Below are 19,371 nucleotides of genomic sequence, written 5' to 3' on the forward strand. Positions count from 1 at the left end.
TCAGTCCATCTCTGGGACAAAGCTTAATTCCCAGTGGATAATGCCCGTATAGCTTGTTGCTTGCGGCGTAGCGTTGACAGGAACTTCCAGCATCACACTTTGATCCATTGTTTCTCCATCACCAAAGCGTTGGATCCATGTCCCGCTGCCTTGTCCCTCTTCTGCTTTTGCCAAGATTTGTCTGCCTGTATTTAATTCACGGCTTTCCCAGTAGGTTGGGGTGCTGGATGTATTCGAACTTGTCGTTGCCATGCGGATGTTGTTGAGTAAGAGTTGTACTCCCCGCAGCTGATGGCCTTCCTCACTGACAAACCCTGCTTCATCTAGCCGTGCGCTCAGTGTCCAGCCGGTGGACTCCTCACGCCGATCCGAGATTTGAACATAATTTGGACGTTCTCCACCAGCAGGATCATCCTCTGCATTCCGCAGTTTTTGTGGCAGTGCTGGATAATAGGCTTGACTCGAACGAATCGGCACGTGTCCGAAATCAAATTGCGAGATAAAGTCGATACTGATCAACCCTTGGTTTTCAGGAAGCGTCGGACGATTATCTGGATCAACATCTACATCAGGATTCAGAGGATCTCGAGGATCGACACCGTCTACGATGACGGAGGTCTCATCGCGTCGTCCATTTAAAAATGCCGTTGCCGTTACAACTTCTTGCCCGCGGAAATAATCAAAGTCATCAAATTGGGAGAGATCAAATTCAAAGGAGCCATCTTCTTCGGCAATGACATGGAACCATTCCGTTTCGCCCTCAGCATTTACAACAGTATCTAAGGTTGGTTCTGGTAAACTCAGATCCCTACTGAAACGAACGTAAGCGCCGGGACTGGTTTCTCCCGTGATCGTATAGGAATTGCGTTGAGAGCGATCATTGGTCAGAGGATCAAGCACGATCTCGACAGGAGGAATATTCTCAAACAAGAGACGTTGCGCTCTTGGCGTAAAGTTCGCTCTAGCATGTTCTGCTATATTGGGATCTAATGCGCTAACCGTATTAGCCGGTATTCCTGCTCCGTTAATATTCGCGTTCAACCTCAAGATATTCTCCCAATCAAAATTAGGATTCTCGTTTGTATTTCCAGGGATCCATTGCTTAATCGACTGATTACTTACATTTAGTATTGCATTTCGAATCACGTGTGCCGTACTTGAGGTGATTGATCTAGTCTTTTGTAAATTTACCCTTGCAGCATCATCTATATTGATCGTTGAGTTATTCGTATTATTATTGGTCGAAAACATAATTAAGCTTTGACTTGCTGAGAGACTGTCTGACTTAATATCTAGGGCAGCATCTTCATCAATATTAATTTGTCCAGATGCGTGAAAAAAAATAGCATGGCTAGCAGAATTATTTTGGTTGACTGCTTCGATATCAAGCGTACTCCCTTTTCTGAGATTAATACTACTACCATGACCAGGTGGCATAGAAATGATATTGGTCGTATCATTGTTAGCAGCAGTATTACGTCCAGAATTGGAAATTTTTAATGTGCTTTCCTCTAGTAGATTGATATGAGTAGTCTGAGCCGGAACCCAACCATTAGTTGAAATAGCAGGAAAATTGCTTTTAGGCGTCAAATCAAGGGTCGCACCTTTACCTACGGTTAAGACAGGACTATATCTAAAGAATATATTTGCCCCCCATGCTTCACCTTGTCCTGTACCATTTGCAATGATTGTAACCTCCGCATCGTCTCCAATCGTAAACGTTGGATTGGGACTATAGCGAAACCAAACATTTCCTGCATTGATTGTCGAAAGGTGAACTTTAGCCCCCTCTAAAACTTCCAAATAACCGACTTCAAAATTCGCTTGGTTGGTCGCATTAATATTCCAATTACCACGTCCTAATCCTGCATCATAAGGATTCCTTTGTACAGAAGAAACATTCCCCGATAAAACAGCTGTCGATTGATACCCATGGAATACTTGATTGCCGACATGATTGACATTATGGTACCGTATCGTCGCTGCTCTTTGATTATCAGCTTGTAAGTCGTTATATTGTATAGGTCCATAGTAATTTCCACTATACATCTCAATATTCTGGAGGGTAATGTCCCAAGGCGTCTCTGGATGTGCTGTAATATTATTAAAACAAACCGACACTGACCGAAAATCGATTGTGTGTCCTTGTCCTTCGATGATTAATGTTCGAGAAATCCTTGGTGAATTGAGATAGAGGTAGGTAGCTATTCCAGAGGGATTTTGATTTCCAAACCAGTCAGTCATTGTAACGTTACTCAATCCTTCTGCAGGGCGATCAGGAGAGTCAAAGTTCTCGGTCAAAGTTATATACTTAACCGTTCGGGTTTGGATTGCTAAGATAAACTCTTGCCAATTAGCGACATATCGCTTAGGATTCTCCGAATCATCGTCATCATTGGGAAGTGCTCCCTCTTTTGGCTCTGTTTGGTCAGGATCGGTTGTATCTTTCTGCTCTTCGTTCTCGGGTTCTGCTTCCTCTCGATCGCTTTCTTGCGCTTCTTCCTGACTTTCCTCACCTTCTGCTGGTGAACCTTGGATTTCTACTGCCAACCGTTCTTCTCCTACCAGTACTTCGTAAGTTCCTTCTTCTTCAAAGATTATCGGCAAAAGCCAATTGCTCTGAGGTGTTTCGCTAAGCAGCTGTCACTGGTCGGCTTCCATCTGTTCAATCGTCATTCCTTCGGGAAACAAGGAGGGCTCGATCACTGCCTCTGGCGGCAGAACCACCGCCACTTCGGTTACTGGCTGATGTGCCACGATTTCGATGGGGATTTCCTCCCCTAAATAGCCTTGCTTGTTGCTTGTTAAAAATTGAAAATCAACATTTTTTAAATCAGCCATTTCTTCCGATGAAGAAAGCTCATCCTCTTCTCGTTCTTGCTCCTGCAGCGCATACAATGGCGCAATAAAAGTATCTCGTAAGAAGGGAAAACTCAACGGAATACTCACTAGCCCAATCACTAGGAGCAGCAATTTTAGCGGCTTCTTTTTCATTTTGTTGATCTCCTCCTTTCTTCCATTTTCTATGGATTCATGGCTTATGCCTTTGATTCTATTAATTGCGTTTGGCTTGTACAGCAATCAAGTATGCCTGCAAAGCAACTAGAACGCACAGCCTGCTCAATACTTGAAGTCAATATAAGGTTTCCTTATTTAGAATACTCAGTCCAGCTCTGGGACAAAGCTTAATTCCCAATGAATGATGCCCGTATAGCTTGTTGCTTGCGGCGCAGCGTTGACAGGAACTTCCAGCATCACGCTTTGATCCATTGTTTCTCGATCCCCAAAGCGTTGGACCCATGTTCCGCTGCCTTGTCCCTCATCTGCTTTTGCCAAGATTTGTCTGCCCGTATTTAATTCACGGCTTTCCCAGTAGGTGGGCGCACGGGAGGTATTCGAACCTGTCGTTGCCATACGAATATTATTGAGTAGGAGCTGGACTCCCCGCAGCTGATGGCCTTCCTCACTGACAAACCCCGCTTCATCCATCCGCGCGCTCAGTGTCCAGCCGGTGGGCTCCTCACGCCGATCCGAGATTTGAACGTAATTTGGGCGTTCTCCACCAGCCAAATCATCCTCTGCATTCCGCAGTTTTTGCGGCAGTGCTGGATAATAGGCTTGACTCGAACGAATCGGCACGTGCCCGAAATCAAATTGCGAGATAAAGTCGATACCGATCAACCCTTGGTTTTCAGGAAGCGTCGGGCGATTTTCTGGATCAACATCTACATCAGGATTCAGAGGGTCTCGAGGATTGATGCCTTCAACGATAATGGAGGTCTCATCGCGTCGTCCATTTAAAAATACCTTTGCCGTTACAACTTCTTGCCCACGGAAATAGTCAAAGTCGTCAAATTGGGAGAGATCAAATTCAAACGTGCCATCTACTCTGGCATTGACATGGAACCATTCTGTATCGCCGCCTCCCGTTTCAATGGGGCCGATCACTGGTTCTGGCATGCTGAAGTCTCTGCTAAAACGTACGTAAGCACCAGGATCAGTTTCTCCTGTGATCGTATAGGAATTTCGTTGAGAGCGATTATTAGATAGAGGATCCAGCGTTACTTCGATAGGAGAAATCTTTTCTAATAAGAGCCGTTGCACTCTTGCCGAAAATCTATCTAAGGCCTCTGCTTCTATAGTGGGATCTAATACGCTAACCGAGATATCGCCTCTATTCGGTACTCCTGCTTCATTAACACGAGCAAACAACGGCACAATATTATCCCATTCAAAATCAGGTTCTTCTATTCGGGTTCTAAGATTCCACCGCTTAATCGACTGATTATTTACAGTTATTGCTGCATTACGGATCAAGGAAGAATTCCCTGTATCAGGACCAATTTTCTCTAAATTCACTCTTGCAGCATCATTAATAGTGATAGTTGAATTAAAGTGCCCGAATGAGATCAAACTATGCGCCAGTGTCCTGCTATCGGAACGAATATCAAAGGTAGCATCTTCATCAATAGTAATATGTCCAGATACAGGAAAATAAATAATATGGCTAGCAGAATGAAGTTGATTGACTGCTTCGATAGCAAGCGTACTCCCTTTTCTGAGATGAATACTACTGCCAGGACCAGGTGGCATAGAAATAATATTGGTCCAATCATTGTTACTATTACTAATACGTCCAGAATTGAAGATTTTTAATGTGCTTTCCTCCAATAGATTGATCTGAGTAGTCTGAGCTGGCAGCAAACCACTAGTTGAAATAGCAGGAGAATTGCTTTTAGGTGCCAAATCAAGGGCCGCACCTTTACCTACGGTTAAGATAGGACTATATCTAAAGAATATATTTGCTCCCCACGCTTCACCTTGTCCTGTACCATTTGCAATGATCGTAACCTCCGCATCGTCTCCAATCGTAAATGTTGGATTTGAACTATGAGGAAACCAAATATTTCCTGAATCGATTGTTGAAAGGTGAACTTTAGCCCCCTCAAGAACGTCCAAATAACCGACTTCAAAATTCGCTTGATCGGTAGCATTAATGAGCCATTCACCACGCCCAAGAGCTGCATCATAAGAATCCTTTTGAATAGAAGAAACACTTCCTGATAAAATAGCTGTCGATTGAAACCCATGAAACAATTGATTGCCGACATGATTGACATTATGGTACCGTATCGTTGCCGCCGCCTGATTGTCCGTTTCTAAGTCGTTATATTGTATAGGTCCAAAGTCATTTCCACTATACAGCTCAATATTCTGGAGGGTAATGTCCCAAGGGGTATCTGGATTGACTGTCATGTCATTAAAACCAACCGATACTGACCGAAAATCGATTGTATGTCCTCGTCCGTCGATAATTAAAGGGCGCGAAATCTCGGCTGAATTGAGATAAAGGTAAGAAGCTTCTCCATTGGGGTTTTGATCCCCAAACCAATCAATCATTTCAACGTTACTCAATCCTTCTGCAGGGCGATCAGGAGAGTCAAAGCTCTCGGTCAAAGCGATATAATTAACCGTTCGGGTTTGGATAGCTAAGAGAAGCTCTTGCCAATTAGTGACCTCTCGGCTTGACTCCTCCGTGACTTCTAACAGGTAGAGATTGCCTGGATCATCGGCATCATAGGGAAATGCTCCTCCTGGCTCTGTTTGATGCGCGTTTCCTTTTTGCTCTTCATTCTCGCGTTCTACTCCCTCTCCCTTGCTTTCTTCGGTTTCTTCCCCACTTTCCTCTGGTGAACCTTGGCTCTCTAGTGCCAGCCGTTCTTCTCCTACCATGACTTCGTGGCTTCCTTCTGCAAAAGTTAACGGCAAGAGCCAATTGCTTTGAGGGGGTTCGCTAAGCAGACGCCACTGGTCAGCTTCCACCTGTTCAACCGTCCTTCCTTCGGGAAACAAGGAGGGCTCGATCGCTGCTTCTGGGGGCAAAACCACAGCCGCTTCAGTTACTGGCTGCTGCGCCACGATTTCGATAGGGATTTCCTCCCCTAAATAGCCTTGCTTACCGCTTGTTAAAAATTGAAAATCAGCGTCTTTCAAATCAGCCATTTCTTCCGTTAATGAGTGCTCGTCTTCTGCTTGCAGCGCATACAAGGGCGCAATAAAAGCATCTCGCAAGAAGGGAAAACGCAACGGAATACTCACTAGCCCGATCACCAGGAGCAGCAATTTTAGCGGCTTCTTTTTCATTACGCTGCTCCCCTCCTTTCTTTCATTTTCTATGGTTTAATGGCTTACGCCTTTGATTCTGTTTGTTGTGTTTAGCTGGTGCGTCAGAGATTCGTTCAAACTAACAAGACAACACACCAACGAAGCGCATAAAGCAGCAAAACAGTGTGTTTCTTAGGTAAAGCGTCAAAGAAACTACGCATTGGCGTCGCTTCGAACATTTGGTTTTAAAAGAAAAAACCAGCGCTTCCTTATTTATAATTGCTGAAAATAAGTCATAATCCACGATTGTCTCTTTAAGTATAAGGGACAGCTCCGCAGAGCAAAAATCAGGATATTCATCAGTCAAGGAAATCCTTGCATGGGCGGCATTCCCTATTTCTAGATCAGGAAGGTTCATTGAAGCGAAAACGTCCCACTGTCGGTTTCAGAAAATCAAAGCGCATACCCTTCGACCTCGTTGCTCCTATACAAAAAAACAACCGTCAAAAGCAGTCAGACTGCCTTTGACGGACGTGTTCTTTCAGTGATTCACTTTTTTTGTGACAACCACCATAGGGGCGAAAAATCGCTTAGCGGTGGATCGTCACCTCTTTTTTGACTTCCACAGTGATGCGGCCATTTTTGATGACCATCAAACGTTCAGGTATATCGATCAGCACATCGGCTTTTCTCTGAGTATCTAAAAGAATCAAATCTGCGCGGTTGCCAACAGCGATTCCATAGTCTTTGATATTTAATGCTTTGGCGGTATTGGTCGTAATCATTGGCAAGACCGTCGGCAAGTCATCGGCGCCGCCTAAGTGTGCCACTGGTACAGCCAACATAGCGATTTGGATCAAATCCCCATTGCCATAGGGCGTAAAGGCGTTTCGGATATTGTTGCTACCTAAGCAGATATTCACACCAGCATCACGTAATTTGCGAATCGGCGTCACGGCACGGCGAACGTTGTAGGCATCGTTTCTAGCACCTAAGTGCAAGTCGGTCGCAGGCAACGGCATCACATTGATTTGGGCTTTGACCATCAAATCGATGACTTCTGCCAGCTGATCCGGTTCCATGGCGTGCAGCGCAGTCAAATGTCCTACTGATACCCGGCCTTGGTAGCCTTCTGCGATGGTTTTTTCACACAGGTAGACGATCGATGTATCGTCTGCTTCGTCAGCAAAATCTTGATGCAAGTCAATGTCTTTGTCAAATCGTTTGGCGATCTCAAAGATCAAGTCGATGTGTTCATTGGCTGGCGCATCATTGTAAGGAATGCCGCCAACGACATCGGCGCCTTTTTCCATCGCTTCGATCATCATTTTATCCGTCCCTGGGGCTTTAAAAATCCCTTCTTGCGGAAAGGCAACGACCTGAATATCGATCAAGTCGCGGTATTCTTCTTTTAAGCGCATGATGGTGTCAAATCCAGTGAAGCCTTGTGCTGGATCAAATTCGGCATGGGTGCGCACAGCAGTCGTGCCATGTACGATCAGCATTTCTAATGCGCGTTTCGCCCGATCATAAATGTCTTCTTCGGTAAAGGTCGGTTTCAGCTTTGCCGTAACTTGGATCGCTTCTTGCAACGTACCTGAATTATTGGGCTCACGATCGGCGATCAAGGCTTTGTCTAAGTGGATATGGCTTTCGATCAATCCAGGGATCACCACTTTGCCTTTCGCCTCAATCGTTGTTGCTGCTGATTCTTCAATGTTGGGTGCAACTGCGGTGATTTTTCCTTCTGAAATTGCAATGTCTACTAATTCTGCATCGTCTTCAAGACGTGCTTGCTTGATCAATAAATCCATGTTTTCCTCCTATCCATCAGCCAAACACTAAGCCGATGACTAATAATAATACGGCTGCTAAACTCAACCACTTCACGTTTCCTTTGACTACATCCAGAATCGGAATTTGGAAACCAGAAGATAAAGCTTGCATCGTAATGTTGACGAAACTCATTTGACTGCCGAGGCCAACCCCCATCGTTACAAAGCCAAGAGCTAAGACTGGGAAGCCTAATGAAACGGCAACTGGTAGCACGAGTGTTAAAACGGAGCCGACATAGGCACCTGCGGGAATCCCAATCAAGACACCCGTCAAGATCGCCACGGGAACGACGATCGCTGCGGGGGCATTTTGTGCCGCACCGGCAATTACAGCAAACGTCCCCGTTTCAGCGATTACGTTGATGAAGGCTAAAAAGATCCCCACTTGGAACAAGCGGGTCAAAATATACGTGGATCCGTCCACCATCGCTTCCACCGATTGATTCATCGAAAAGTCGGTACAAACAAAAATCAACGCCAACGTGACCACCATATAAACTAGCGGTGTAAAGAGGACAAAGCCGATCAGGTCATTGATCAACGGACCAAAGATGACCGCAAAAAGCAAGAAGATCGCAGGCAGTGTCGTTTTGAACAATTCACCATTGCTTTTGTTTTCATACTCTTGGTTGGCAGATTCTTTGAAGCCCAAATGACGACGCTTGGTTCCGAAGAATGCCAATAAAATCGCCAAACCAACGAATAGCAACCAAAATGGGCGCATTTGATCGACATAAGAAGCGACACTAAAACCGCCTAGTTCAGACACGATACTAGATTCCAAAGAGGCAGGAGACGTCGTAAAGGAGACCGCTGCCGCTAACGACATCGCTGCGATCAATTCGGGTACCACCCCAACTGCCGCAAATGCTAACGGTGCGATCACCATCGCACTCCCGCCGCCGATCCCAGACATATAAGTCGCTGCTGCCAATAAGATGACAATAAAACCAGCCACATATTCCACTTTTCCTTTGGTCCCTCTTTTGGCTAAGGTTAAGGCCGCCGTATAACTGCCCGCTTTGAAGACCGCCATCGCTACAGCGGAATTGATGATTGGCACCGTAATACTCAACATCGTCGGAATAGCTTCCAACAGTTGCGAATTGGCTTCAGCTAAACTGATCCCGCCAATAATCATCGCCAAGATCCCAGCAATCAAGCCAGCAATGATCATATCTACTTTTTTAAAGAGCAAAACCAGCACTAACACTAATGGAATCAGTACTAGAAATGCTTTGACTCCTGTTGGTGCGACGATCTCATTGATCGCTTCTGCCGCAAACACTGTTCTTTCTGAAAAGATAAAAAGAATGAGAGCCATAAACAGTGAGACGAACGTTCCTTTTTTTTTCATCACATTTCTCCTAACTTATATGAACCTTCATATAATAAATGTTGTGTTGCTATGGGGTGTTGCCGATTGATTTTTCCGCTGATTTTTCTCTGGTGTTTCCCACCTTCTTTCCTCGAAGAAAGGAATAAAGCAAAAGACACCTGCTTTTTCGACCTTTTTCGCCACTTTTTCTTTCTCTATTATAATTCTTATTGTTAACGCTTTCTTTGGACATTATTCTAAAATAAATCTACGTTTTTTATCCAATTGGCTAAAAGTGCAGAAAAAAACGCGGCTTGTGAAGAAAAGAGCCTTCATTTGATCCTTTTGCCCTTTTCTCGGAGCCTCGCTTTTTTTAGTGATCTTCTGTTTATGATCGTTTTTTTCCTCGGTTTGTCCAGCGTTTCAGCCGATAAAAAAGCATCAGTTGTTTGCGCGCTCGCTTGATCCGCTGGTAGCGCTTTGGCTGCTTCTTGTAAAATGCTTGATGGTAGTTTTCCGCTGGCCAAAACTGCGTGGCCTTGCGGATCTCGGTCACGATGGGTTGCTGATAATAACCAGATTGGGCTAGCTCCTTTTTGGCTTCTTGCGCAAGCACTTCCTGTTCAGCAGTCGTATAGAAAATGATTGGGCGATAAAAATTGCCGCGATCTTGAAATTGTCCGAAAGCATCTGTCGGGTCAGTCACTTGCCAGTACAACTGCAACAAGTCCTGATAGGTGATGATTTTGGGATCAAAAATGATCTCTACCGCTTCGACATGCCCTGTTGTTCCGCTTAGTACTTGATCATACGTCGGATTCGGGACTGTTCCCCCGGTATACCCCGACAAGACGGAAAGAATGCCCGGCTGGTCTTCAAAAGGCTCTACCATACACCAAAAGCAGCCGCCAGCAAAAATAGCCACTTCTTGTGCTTTTTCACCTGTTTCGTTCGGCTCCACGGAAACTTCTGCTGGTTGGACTTTGCCTGTATCTTCATTCATTGCCTTTTTCGGTGCTGACTGGCTGATTGTTTGATAGAACTCTGCGACATTCGGGGTCAGATTGTTTCTCAGTGCCAAAGGACGCAACGACGCTTCTAGTTTTTCCAAAACCCGCTTGATCTGTTGGTCTTCAAGGCTATTTGACGATTCTTTTTCGTGTTTGCCTGCTTTTTGTTTGGTCGCCAGCTGGGTTTCCAGTGTATTTTTTGCTTGCACCAGTTGTTCTCGTTCCCACTGTCTCGTGCCAGGATGCAAGATCAAATTATAGATTTCTGACAGCCACGCCATCGTTGTTTGCTTCATCACCATTGCCCCTTTGCCTCATGAAGGAGCGGCTCTCGCTCCTTGTTTGGTTGCACTGTACCATAGTTTCGCCGATTCGCCCAATTTGATGCCCAAAAAAACGTTCGAGAGAAATCCTCGAACGTTTTTGGCTTTTGTATGGGTTGGTGCGTAATTGGTTCGCATGCATCCTTTGAGGAACCAGCTCAGTATCATTGGTGGGTACGCAACTGGGCATTCATTTTTTTTAGAAACATTGAAGCGGAATGAGATAGGATCGCCAATTTCAAAGAGTGATCAAGAACCACTCAATGCAAATGAACCTTTGCCTTTGTTAGTAAATACGCAATTTTTCTACAATCCGTTTAAATAGTCAGCGGTTTTCATCACCGTAGAGAAGGTTTCCAACGCCGATAAAAACGCTCGTTGAACAGCTTCCGCAGGAATTTCGTGTGCTTCAAATGTTAATGCTTTCGTTGCCGTGGCATCAGAAATCAGTATGGGCTGATAACCGAGTTCTTTACTAGCTCTTGTGGTTGAATCGATGCACATATGCGTCATCATCCCAGTGATGATAACTTGTTGAACACCTAAAGAGTCTAACGTCTCTTTTAAATTTGTTTCAATGAAGGAGTTAGGAAAGTGCTTTTCGATAATAATAGAAGAATGCGTTGTTTTTAACTGTTCATGCAGCAGCACACCTTTGGTCCCTCGTTCAAAAAAATCAGCTGCTTCTTGATCGTTGATGTGTTGGATATAGATGATCGGGAGTTGCTTTTCGATAAAAGACGCTTCTAGTTTATTTATGTTTGCAAGCGCCTGTTCAGGGGAATGAAGGGCCATTCTTCCTTCTTTAAAATAGTCATTTTGGACATCAATAATTACTAAAGCTTTTTTCATAGAATCACCATTTCTTTTCTTATTTGTTATAATCCAGTATAAATACATATGACCCTACAACAAAGCGTCTCTTGAAAAAGATAAAGTCAATTTACTTTCATTATGAAAGGAGGAACCCTTATGGACATCATCGATGAACAAATCCTAGCTATCCTGAAACACAACAGCAAATTATCGAACAAAGAAATCGGCGAAATGGTCCACCTGACGGGACAAGCCGTGGGCAATCGGATCTTGAAATTGCAAGATGAGGGAATCATTCAACGATTTAGTATTGTAGTAAACTACCCAAGTACGCAATACATCCGGTTTTTTATGGATTCAAATCGCTATACAGCTTTTGAAGCCTTCGTGAATCAATACAAAGAAATTGAGGTCTTTCATAAAGTTTCAGGTCAAGCTTGTTATCTCTTGGTCAGTCATTTTACAGTTGTAACCTTCCCTTTATTTATAGAGAGTCTCTCAAAGTGGGGCAGGTATAGTGTAGAAACCTTTGTGGCTGACAAACTCAATCATGGGGATGTTTGATGTTAGCCGCTGTGGGCTAGTCCTACAGCCATTAGATTCCTTGATAAATTTATCGAAGACTCAATTGTCGAAATTTTTGCAATGATGCCCAGCAGTAGCGTGCCGAATTCAACCATCGCCAAGCATAAAGTATTAAGACTGCTAGTGCAAACACAAAAGCGCCCCCCGTTGCCTTGTTTATAAAAGCATCGTTCAGGATCACGGGAATAGAGCTAGTATCTCAAAGATTGTACGGTGTATAATGTTACGAGACAAAGCGTTTATAGAATAAAAGAAAACAGCATGGTCAACATCGATTAGATGAGCATGCTGTTTTTATTTACTTACTTTTTGAAATACTGTTCTAACTTTCATCAATAACTCATCAACCAAGTGCTCATGCGCTTTTTCCAAAAAAACACACGCTCTGGCTTCATAATCAATTGTCGTTAATTGATCCAACAATACTTTTCCTGTTGTCTTCATTCCATAGTCTGGATCAATACTTACATATAACGGATAGTTTCTACTTGTACTAGAAATCGGAGCAACGGTGGCAACGTTACTATAATCTGCAATCATGTCATGACTTAAAACAATATAGGGTCTTTTTCCCGTTTGTTCATGTCCAGAACGAGGAGCTGTATCCAATAACAAAATATCCCCTTGTCTAGGTTTTCTTACCATTTTTCATTCCCTACTGCTTCACCTAAATGTTGAATTTCCACATGATTTCTCTCAGCAGTGTAATTTTCAAATAACTCTTCAATCGTTAACTCGTTTTCTAAATTTGCTGCTTCGATGATTAGCCGTTTATGTCCGTTTACTTCTTCTTGTATTATCTTCACTTTGTCATCAGTATGAATGCCAAGATACTCCATAATGTACTTTGGCAATCTAAGACCGTTACTATTGCCCCATTTTTTTATAGGTAACATTTCCATGAGCAACACCTCTTTCTGTATATACATAGTATAACATATATCACGACGGAGTATATACATAATTATCCTTTTTGGTCGATTCACCTAAATTCCATTAAAAAGAATCGTTCTCAAAAGTGGACTCTGCTGTGCTAATAAAAATTTGTAGTATGCCGAAATGTCAAATTGCAGGACAATGACTGACATAAACGATTTGATTATAACCACGTTGATACGCTCTTTAGGTATTAACAATATTTAGATGCAAGTAAGTAGTAAACAACAGGGATTGCTGTCCCTCCCCTACTTATTCCCTCATGTGTTCTATATTCGATAGCATAGCTAGTTCGAAAAAATAGTTAACTTTCCCACTAATCAGGAAGCCAATAATTTCTTCAATTGGAATACCTGCAAAACCGTCACCCATGGCTTTATCAGAAAATTCTGGGTCGTTTACTTTATCCGAATTTATCACTTACATGTACACCTAATTTAAATTTTTCTCTAATTAAAAAAAATGAGAAAACAATAACTCCCACTATAGACTATTTTTTTCACGGTAATACCTCAAGTGGGGATTACCATCCATATTTCGGAAAATAGAAGTAGAGGTAATTAAATTTCAAATTTATTAGGTTTTCTTTATTTATTCGAGTGGATATCACGGGTAGTTTTTTATTTTCCCTGTGATATAATAACCTTGCGAAACGATAGAAAGTTTATAGCACTGCAGCACAAAGGCGCTCCCTAACCGCGACGAAAGGGAGCGCCTTGTTTATGCTAGTTGCGACTGCTAGCATGTGAGTTGGATAGCAACTTGCTTAGTTGTCGTCTTTGTCTTTCTCATCCAACCAGTGAGAAAATAGTTCGATGACTATACCAACAATAATTGGTGCGACAACCAACGATAGATAAATCATATACACTACACCCTACACAGGGGGAGTAGAAAGTATTCATGTTACGGAAATTACACACAGTTATTTTTCAAAGACATTAAGTGATGATGACGTTTCTTCCTTTTGCAAGGTCATGATGACTGGACCTTCTTTGGTGATGGCGATCGAATGTTCATATTGGGCACAATAACTGCCGTCGATCGTGCGTGCTGTCCAGCCGTTCGGGTCCATCTTCATGCGCCAAGTGCCGGTCGTGATCATCGGTTCGATAGTGATCGTCATGCCTTCTTTCAACCGAATTCCTTTGCCAGGTAACCCGAAATGAGGAAAGAATGGTTCTTCATGAATGGTTGGGCCAATGCCGTGAGCAATAAAGTCCCGCACGACACCATACCCTTTTTCTTCAGCGAAGCTTTGGATCGCATAACCAATATCGCCAACTCGGTTACCGACCTGTGCTTGCTCGATGCCTCTCATCAAGGCTTCTTTCGTGACTTCCATCAGCGCTCGATGTTCTGGCGAAATCTCTCCTACCGCATACGTCCAACAGCTGTCAGAGATTGCCCCTTTGTAATCGACACAAAAATCGACTTTGACGACATCGCCTGATTTTAAAACATATTCTGAAGGGAAACCATGACAAATCTCTTCATTGACACTGATACACGTCGCAAATTCATAGCCTTCAAACCCGATTTGCGCGGCTGTTGCCCCTGCAGCTTCTATCTGTTGATGGACAAAGGCGTTGATTTGGTTCGTAGTGATACCGGGAACGATTTTTTCCCGTAGCTGTTCGTGAATACTTGCCAAGATACGACCAGAAGTTTTCATTTGTTCGATCTCTCGTGGGGATTTTAATGTGATCAATAGATGATCTCCTTTCCTTAAATAGCCATTACCCTGTTTCTTTTAATAATACACCTCATCTAGAAATAAGCCATGAGAAGGCACTGTTTCACCAGCTGCTTGTCGTACTTTATCGGCTAACACTTGATCGATCACTTCTGGTGGCAGTGTGCCATCGCCAATGGCAATCAGTGTGCCTGTCAAGATTCGGACCATTTTATGCAAAAAGCCGTTGCCTTTGAAGGTAAACCGCAATAGGTCGCCTTCTGGTGTGATGGTGATTTCATCGATCGTGCGCACCGTTGATTTTTTTGATTTTTTCAATGCAGAAAAGCCGATAAAATCATGGGTGCCGATCAACTTCTCAGCCGCTTGCTGCATTTTTTCCAAATCAAGGGGCTGCGGGCAATGAAAACTAGTATTGCGAGCAAAGACCGATGGGATCGCGTTGTTCCAAACATAATAGCTGTATTGCTTGCCTTTGGCGTGATAGCGTGCATGGAAGCGCTCAGGCACTTCTTCAATCTTGTTGACGACGATGTCTTGCGGCAAATAGCGGTTAAAGAACTGCTGCATCTCTGGCAAACTCATTTGATGGGTCGTCTTGAAATTCGCCACTTGTCCTCGAGCATGCGTGCCCGCATCGGTTCTACCAGAACCCACAATCTCAATTTCTTCTCCCGTCAATAATTTGATGACCCCTTCAACTTTTTCTTGGATCGTTTTTTCAGAATCTCCTAGTCGTTGCCACCCTAAGTAGCGCTTGCCGTCATATTCAATCGTTAATTTGATATTTCGCATGGTTGTTGCTCCTTTTTACCGATACTATCGGTGGATAGTTTTTTTCTATTATATTGCTTTAGGTATTTACTTATGATACGGCGCCCCCGTATTGATTCGATACGCACGATAGATTTGCTCCAATAAGATCAGTTTCATGAGTTGGTGCGGATAGGTCATTTTGCCAAAGGAGATTTTGGCATCACTGCGGGTCATGACTTCTTGGCTTAAGCCTAGGGAGCCGCCGATGACGAAGGTCAGTTGGCTTTTTCCTTGGATACCGAGTTGATCGATTTGTTTGGCGAAGGCTTCGCTGGTAGGGTTGGTGCCTTCGATCGCTAAGACAAAGACATATTCGGTGTCTTTGATTTTGGCTAAAATGCGCTGCCCTTCTTTTTCTTTGATCTGCAGCATTTGGGCTTCACTCAAGGTTTCTGGTGCTTTTTCATCCGGTACTTCGACAAACTCAAGCTTTGCGTATGCCCCCAATCGTTTGGCGTACTCGTTGATTCCTTGAACGAGGTACTTTTCTTTTAATTTTCCTACTGTGACGATTTTGATTTTCATAGGTTCCTCCTCGTTATCCCCTTATTTTATGAAAATGTGGACAATGCTATCCACAACCTTTTACACACTTTGACTTTCTTTGAAATCCTTCTATCTTATCTATAAAACAGCGACACTTCAAGGGTTTCTTCATCCACCCAACCAAAGCTTTCAAGTTTGTCCACACACTGTGGATAAACAGACCTTCGCTTCTCCCCAGTTTTGCCTGCTATTTTTATTCAAAAATGAACGGGTTTTGCGAAGAAAATTTCATCGTTTGAAACAGATTCTTACGCAACTTCTTCATATTTTTTTCAAAATCTCTTAGTAGACTAATCTCAGATAGAAGGAATATACTGATTATAACGAATTATTCATTAAGGGGGAAATAGTAATGGCAAGAAAATATGTCACACCAGGCAAGAAAACTTCTCCTGGTTTATTAAAACGATTAGGTATTGGGATTTTAGGCGGTATGGTCGGCGGTTTATTGACCTTCGGCGGTCTGTATCTGGCAATGGGTTCCTCTTTGACTTCAACACCAGAAACCACGACCAACAGCGGGGTCCAAGATTCTAACGGACAAACCCAAGTATCCAATGTAAAACTTGATGTGACTAGCGATGTCACTGAGGCAGTTGAAAAAGTACAAGATTCTGTCGTTTCCATCATTAATCTACAACAAAGTCAAAGCAACGATTGGAACAGCCTCTTTGGTCAGCAAGGCGGACAAAGTGAAGGCGATAGCCAAAGCGATGACGACAGTGCTTTAGAAGCTTCTTCTGAAGGGAGTGGGGTCATCTACAAAATCGATGGCGACGATGCCTATGTTGTAACCAACAACCACGTCGTAGAAGGTCAAGACGGTTTAGAAGTTGTTTTAGCAGACGGTACGAAAGTCAAAGCTGAATTGGTCGGTACTGACGCTTACACAGACTTAGCTGTATTGAAAATCTCTTCAGAGCATGTGAAGACTGCCGCAACATTTGGTGATTCAAGTGCCTTGAAAGTCGGCGAACCAGCCATCGCGATCGGTTCTCCTCTAGGCTCTGACTACGCAAACTCTGTGACACAAGGGATCGTTTCTTCCTTGAATCGTCAAGTAACAAGCCAAAACGAATCTGGTGGTACGATCAGCATCAATGCGATCCAAACGGATGCTGCGATTAACCCAGGGAACTCTGGTGGTCCACTGATCAACGTTGATGGCCAAGTGATTGGGATCAACTCAAGTAAAATCGCCAGCACCTCGGGCTCTGCTTCAGGTGTTAGTGTCGAAGGGATGGGCTTTGCGATCCCAAGTAACGATGTCGTTGAAATCATCAATCAACTAGAAGCAGACGGCAAAGTGGTTCGCCCTGCACTAGGGATCCAAACGATCGATTTAGGTTCCATCACATCACAACAACAAGAACAAATCTTGAAAGTTCCTTCATCCGTAACTTCTGGCGTTGTGATTTACTCAGTCAACAATGCAACACCAGCAGAACAAGCAGGATTGCAACAATATGACGTTATCACGAAGATCGATGATACAGAAGTCAGCACAACAACGGATCTGCAATCTGCGTTGTACAAACACAAAGTCGGTGACACGATCACTGTAACCTTCTATCGTGGCGATGAAGAAAAAACGGCAGAAGTAAAACTTTCCGTTGATACGTCGATCAACGAACAATCAACAGACAGCAGCAACTAATCATCAAAACCAATCGAAACAATCAAAAAATGAACTGCCGCAAAAACAGGAAGCGGCAGTTCATTTTTTTAGGCTTTACCGACTGGAAAAGCTTCACCTACAACGGCATCTTGAGGCAGCTCAAGGATGCCTTTTTTCATTGGTGCACCTTCTAAATGCAGTTCTTTAGCAGAGCAGATCATTCCAAAGCTTTCTACGCCACGAAGCGTCCCCGGCCAAATCATCAAGCCATCTGGCATCATTGCCCCAGGCTTTGCGACAACGACTTTCAAGCCTTTACGGATATTGGCAGCACCACAGACGATTTGCAAGACTTCCCCATCTCCAACTTCTGTTTCCGTGATAGACAGATGGTCGCTGTCTGGATGTTCCACACAAGATTTCACATAGCCAACGACGATTTTTGGTTCTGTATCTTCTGGCAGTTCTTCGCTGAATCCTGCTTCTTTGATCATGGTGTTCAATTGTTGGATTTGTTCTTTCGTCAACGTCACTTGGCCACGGCCTTCGATCGTCATCACTTCTGAGATCGCAAAAAAGTTCCAGCCGACGATCGTGCCTTCTTCATTTTTGATTTGGGCAACATTGCCTTTGCGTTCGACGGTTTGTTCTAATCCTTTATCATCTGCTGTGATGGCAAGCAGTGTATCACTGACATATTCTTTGTTATAAGCAAAAATCACGTTTTTTCCTCCTTAGGTACTTACACATTCCGCCCATAATCTTAACAAATTTTTCGGCATCCGTCATGGAATTTCTTTGTTTTCCTTGAAATTCTACTTATTTTCAAAGACAAAAAACGCCTGAGAACCAACTTCTGCTGGCTGGCTTAGGTTGAGAATTGGCGAAGGAGCAGAACTCGCGGCTTCTCAAGAACTTGCTGGTAGAACTACGCTCTACGAAAGAAGGCAACAACAATAAATTTTCCAAAAAACGGATACAGAAAAAAACTAAGAACCAGCTTCAGCTTATTAGCTAAGACGCTGCTTTGCTAACAAGCCGATAAACGCTAGTTCTAAAAAACTTCTGTTTGGCACTATTACCTAAGAAACAAGACAACAGCGACAGATATCTTCCCTCAAAACGAGCACAAAAAAACCTAAGAACCAGCTGCAACTCATTAGCGAAAGACAATGCTTTGCTAACAAGTGAAACATCGCTGGTTCTCAGGAACTTTCTTTTAACCCTTGTCTTCTTTTGCTGCCATCTTCTTTAAGGAAAAGAACTCGGCAACGACAAGCTTATTTTTTCAAAAATGACCTTACGCTTTGGTTTCTTCAGGTGATACGATCAGCACGTCGCACCGGGCTTCACGGATAACGAAGCTGGCGACACTCCCCATCATGAAGCGTTCCACGGCATTCAGCCCAGATTGCCCCACCATGATCAAATCGATGTCGTATTGGTCTGGTAATTGAGTGGCAAGAGCGTCTTTGATGGAGCCGTAAGCGACGATGCCTTCTACTAGATCAAAATCTACTGATTTTGCATAAGCTTTGCAGTCGTCGATCAGATTTTTCGCCGTGTCTTTTTCTTGTTCCAAGATGGAACTATCCAAAGGTGCATAGCCCATCATGGTCGGCACTTGCTGATCGATGATCGTTGCGGCATAGACCTTCCCTTGATTTCGACGAGCGACTTCCACTGCTTTTTTGAAGGCAGACATCGCTTGATCTGAACCGTCGATCCCTACTAAAATGTTTTGATATCTTTGTGCTTCCATCTTTT

At 43.6% G+C, this 19,371-nt stretch carries 18 protein-coding genes; 2 read left to right on the forward strand and 16 right to left on the reverse strand.

Annotation, left to right across the window (positions count from 1 at the left end; genetic code table 11):
• From IGJ05_RS06335 to IGJ05_RS06365, 7 genes are all read right to left on the reverse strand, one after another.
• A complete protein-coding gene (locus IGJ05_RS06335) occupies window positions 1-2,550 on the reverse strand; it encodes a WxL domain-containing protein (RefSeq protein ID WP_438725101.1) in 2,550 nt (849 codons plus the stop codon).
• A gap of 93 nt (window positions 2,551-2,643) precedes the next feature.
• Entirely contained in the window at window positions 2,644-2,994 is a 351-nt protein-coding gene (locus IGJ05_RS06340; RefSeq protein WP_226818222.1) for a hypothetical protein, read from the reverse strand.
• 168 nt (window positions 2,995-3,162) lie between these two features.
• The gene (locus tag IGJ05_RS06345; protein WP_262119090.1) at window positions 3,163-6,144 is read right to left on the reverse strand and encodes a WxL domain-containing protein; all 2,982 of its coding nucleotides are present in this window, start codon (window positions 6,142-6,144) and stop codon (window positions 3,163-3,165) included.
• A 551-nt stretch (window positions 6,145-6,695) separates the two neighbouring features.
• A complete protein-coding gene (locus tag IGJ05_RS06350; RefSeq protein WP_142972843.1) occupies window positions 6,696-7,919 on the reverse strand; it encodes an amidohydrolase family protein in 1,224 nt (407 codons plus the stop codon).
• A 16-nt stretch (window positions 7,920-7,935) separates the two neighbouring features.
• The gene (locus IGJ05_RS06355; protein WP_005225442.1) at window positions 7,936-9,297 is read right to left on the reverse strand and encodes a hypothetical protein; all 1,362 of its coding nucleotides are present in this window, start codon (window positions 9,295-9,297) and stop codon (window positions 7,936-7,938) included.
• 349 nt (window positions 9,298-9,646) lie between these two features.
• Window positions 9,647-10,570 (reverse strand): peptide-methionine (S)-S-oxide reductase MsrA, encoded by a 924-nt coding sequence (gene msrA, locus IGJ05_RS06360; protein ID WP_096741481.1) that lies wholly within the window; start codon window positions 10,568-10,570, stop codon window positions 9,647-9,649.
• A gap of 327 nt (window positions 10,571-10,897) precedes the next feature.
• Window positions 10,898-11,443, reverse strand: a complete 546-nt coding sequence (locus IGJ05_RS06365; RefSeq protein ID WP_185932311.1) for a cysteine hydrolase family protein — start codon at window positions 11,441-11,443, stop codon at window positions 10,898-10,900.
• Window positions 11,444-11,563: 120 nt separating this feature from the next.
• Here IGJ05_RS06365 and IGJ05_RS06370 point away from each other — a divergent pair, with 120 nt between their 5' ends.
• Window positions 11,564-11,971 carry an AsnC family transcriptional regulator gene (locus IGJ05_RS06370; protein ID WP_317720856.1) on the forward strand — a complete coding sequence of 136 codons (408 nt, stop codon included), beginning with the start codon at window positions 11,564-11,566 and terminating at the stop codon, window positions 11,969-11,971.
• A 315-nt stretch (window positions 11,972-12,286) separates the two neighbouring features.
• Here the strand turns inward: IGJ05_RS06370 and IGJ05_RS06375 are convergent, their stop codons facing one another.
• The 7 genes from IGJ05_RS06375 to rlmH all read right to left on the reverse strand — a co-directional run bounded on the left by IGJ05_RS06375 (window position 12,287) and on the right by rlmH (window position 15,965).
• On the reverse strand, window positions 12,287-12,637 hold the full coding sequence (locus IGJ05_RS06375; RefSeq protein ID WP_096741485.1) for a type II toxin-antitoxin system PemK/MazF family toxin: 351 nt from the start codon (window positions 12,635-12,637) through the stop codon (window positions 12,287-12,289).
• The gene (locus IGJ05_RS06380; RefSeq protein WP_074932272.1) at window positions 12,631-12,894 is read right to left on the reverse strand and encodes an AbrB/MazE/SpoVT family DNA-binding domain-containing protein; all 264 of its coding nucleotides are present in this window, start codon (window positions 12,892-12,894) and stop codon (window positions 12,631-12,633) included. The genes IGJ05_RS06375 and IGJ05_RS06380 overlap by 7 nt, the downstream gene beginning before the upstream one ends.
• Window positions 12,895-13,180: 286 nt before the next feature.
• Window positions 13,181-13,348 (reverse strand): hypothetical protein, encoded by a 168-nt coding sequence (locus IGJ05_RS06385; protein ID WP_123906404.1) that lies wholly within the window; start codon window positions 13,346-13,348, stop codon window positions 13,181-13,183.
• Between the two features lie 346 nt (window positions 13,349-13,694).
• On the reverse strand, window positions 13,695-13,793 hold the full coding sequence (locus IGJ05_RS06390; protein WP_123906405.1) for a type I toxin-antitoxin system Fst family toxin: 99 nt from the start codon (window positions 13,791-13,793) through the stop codon (window positions 13,695-13,697).
• 60 nt (window positions 13,794-13,853) lie between these two features.
• On the reverse strand, window positions 13,854-14,639 hold the full coding sequence (gene map, locus IGJ05_RS06395) for a type I methionyl aminopeptidase (protein WP_142962483.1): 786 nt from the start codon (window positions 14,637-14,639) through the stop codon (window positions 13,854-13,856).
• 42 nt (window positions 14,640-14,681) lie between these two features.
• Window positions 14,682-15,419: a tRNA pseudouridine(38-40) synthase TruA gene (truA, locus tag IGJ05_RS06400; protein WP_005225435.1), complete on the reverse strand. Its 738-nt coding sequence runs from the start codon at window positions 15,417-15,419 to the stop codon at window positions 14,682-14,684.
• Window positions 15,420-15,485: 66 nt separating this feature from the next.
• Window positions 15,486-15,965: a 23S rRNA (pseudouridine(1915)-N(3))-methyltransferase RlmH gene (gene rlmH, locus IGJ05_RS06405; RefSeq protein WP_142972842.1), complete on the reverse strand. Its 480-nt coding sequence runs from the start codon at window positions 15,963-15,965 to the stop codon at window positions 15,486-15,488.
• Window positions 15,966-16,338: 373 nt separating this feature from the next.
• On the opposite strand from rlmH, the gene IGJ05_RS06410 reads away from it, so the two are divergent.
• Window positions 16,339-17,643 (forward strand): S1C family serine protease, encoded by a 1,305-nt coding sequence (locus IGJ05_RS06410; RefSeq protein ID WP_015509239.1) that lies wholly within the window; start codon window positions 16,339-16,341, stop codon window positions 17,641-17,643.
• Window positions 17,644-17,711: 68 nt separating this feature from the next.
• Here IGJ05_RS06410 and ytpR read toward each other — a convergent pair whose 3' ends face one another.
• Both ytpR and IGJ05_RS06420 read right to left on the reverse strand, forming a co-directional pair.
• A complete protein-coding gene (gene ytpR / locus IGJ05_RS06415) occupies window positions 17,712-18,326 on the reverse strand; it encodes a YtpR family tRNA-binding protein (protein ID WP_142964304.1) in 615 nt (204 codons plus the stop codon).
• Between the two features lie 578 nt (window positions 18,327-18,904).
• On the reverse strand, window positions 18,905-19,366 hold the full coding sequence (locus IGJ05_RS06420) for a universal stress protein (protein WP_005225429.1): 462 nt from the start codon (window positions 19,364-19,366) through the stop codon (window positions 18,905-18,907).
• Window positions 19,367-19,371 lie beyond the last annotated feature (5 nt).

This window comes from Enterococcus sp. AZ167, assembly GCF_051714025.1.
GTDB lineage: Bacteria > Bacillota > Bacilli > Lactobacillales > Enterococcaceae > Enterococcus_D > Enterococcus_D casseliflavus.